General features: G+C 77.7%; 2 protein-coding genes. Both read right to left on the bottom strand.

What is annotated here, in order from left to right; all coding sequences use genetic code 11:
• Positions 1-2: 2 nt before the first annotated feature.
• Positions 3-200 (bottom strand): hypothetical protein, encoded by a 198-nt coding sequence (locus AOK03_RS40150; protein WP_055570228.1) that lies wholly within the window; start codon positions 198-200, stop codon positions 3-5.
• Positions 197-1,531 (bottom strand): tetratricopeptide repeat protein, encoded by a 1,335-nt coding sequence (locus tag AOK03_RS40145; RefSeq protein WP_208609732.1) that lies wholly within the window; start codon positions 1,529-1,531, stop codon positions 197-199. Before AOK03_RS40145 ends, AOK03_RS40150 begins: the two co-directional genes overlap by 4 nt.
• Positions 1,532-1,735 lie beyond the last annotated feature (204 nt).

Below are 1,735 nucleotides of genomic sequence, written 5' to 3'. Positions count from 1 at the left end.
GCTCACGGGGCGTCCTCGTACCGGGCGACGACCGGCCCCTCGGTGGTGGCGGCGCGCTCCGCGAGGTCGGCGAGCAGGGCGGCGTAGACGGGATGGCCGGTGCGGTCCGCGTGGGGCGCGAGGGCGGCGAGCGGAGGGAGGTCGGGCAGGGGCTGCCGGTCGGACAGGGGTATGCCGCTCTCCGCGGCGGAGGCGGTCACGCTCGGCCCAGCAGGGTCTCTAGGCGCGCGATGGCGTCGCGGATCTCGTCGGCCCGTACGTACGAAGCGGCGTCCGGGCCGTACTCGGGAAGCAGCCGCCCGGCCTTCCGGTACTCCGTCAACGCCCGCTCCGGGTCGTCGAGTTCCTCCAGGGCCTCGGCGTGCGACTGGTGCGCCTCCGCGGCGAGCGACGGTTCGCCCGCGGCCGTGGCCGCCTCGGCCGCCGTTCGGTAGTACTCGGCCGCCCAGTGCAGCTGGACCAGGAGGTCGGTGCGCGCGTAGATCTGTGCGGCGACCTCACCGCGCCGCAGCCAGCAGTACGCGGCGAGCACGTCGTCGGTGACGCTGCGCGCGACGGCGCCGAGGAGCCACTCCGCCTCGTGGAGGTCGGCGAGCACCTGCTGCACCTGGAAGCGCGCGACGTACGCCCCGGCCAGGTGCATCCGGCGCTCGTCCCGGGCCGGGTCGAGCGAGGGCGTCGCCTCGACCGCCTCGCGCAGGTGGCGCACCGCGTCGTCGGTGTCCTCGGCCGAGGCCGTGGCGACACCGCGCTGGGCCAGGGCGGCACCGAGCCGCGCCATCAGGACGACCTGGCTCGGGTCGTCCCGCGAGGTCAGGGGCAGGGCCTTCTCCCAGCCCTCGATGGCCAGTTGGCGGTGCTCGGGCAGGCTGGTGGCCAGGTGGCGCGCCCAGTGCACGTCGGCGCCGCGCACATGGCAGGCGAGGGTGAGGTCGTGGTCCCCGTCGGCCGCTTCGAGCGCCTCCTCCAGGGCGGAGTGGATCAGCCGCTGCCCGCCCTCGTCGGCGTCGTGGCACCAGGCGAGCTGCAGCGCCTCCGCGAGGTCGAGCCAGGCGAGGCTCCGCTCGTCGGCGGCGAACATGCCGCGCGCGAGGGCCTCCTGGAGGTCGTCACAGGCGTCGGCGGCGATGGCGGTGCCGTCCGGCACGCTCCGGTCGCCGCCGTCCCGCGCGATCTCGCCGCGTCCCGTGCAGTGCCGTGCGAGCCGCTTGCGCAGCCGCCCCCGGAGCAGGAGTCCGTCGGCCGGGTCCGGGCCCACCGTCAGGACGCCGGTGGTGTCGACGGCGCGGCGCATGAAGTCGACGTAGACGTCCTGGGGGCGGGGGCCGCCCGCTCCGTGACGGGGGCTGCCCAGCGTGCTGCCGTGGAAGGCGGTGTCGCCCAGGTCGAGGTGTGCCGGGCGGTCCGGGGCGCCCGGGTCGCCCGCGGCCGGGCCGAGGAAGACCCCGCCGCTGAAGTCGACGCGCGGCGCGCCGCCGGATGCGCCCCCGAAGGTGTCCGCGAGCCCGCCGCGTCCGGGCCCGCCCTGCACGGCCCGCCCCCCGAAGGCACCGCCCGGGGTGCCGCGGTGCCCCGTTCGCTGCGCCGCACCCCGGGCGGTGCCTTCGGGGGGCGGGCCGTGCAGGGCGTGCCCGGACGCGGCGGGCTCGCGGACACCTTCGGGGGCGCATCCGGCGGCGCGCCGCGCGTCGACTTCAGCGGCGGGGTCTTCCTCGGCCCGGCCGCCGGCGACCCG

This window comes from Streptomyces atriruber (assembly GCF_001418325.1).
GTDB lineage: Bacteria > Actinomycetota > Actinomycetes > Streptomycetales > Streptomycetaceae > Streptomyces > Streptomyces atriruber.
Note: the sequence above shows the minus strand (reverse complement) of the source record. Positions and strands in the feature narration are given on the sequence as shown.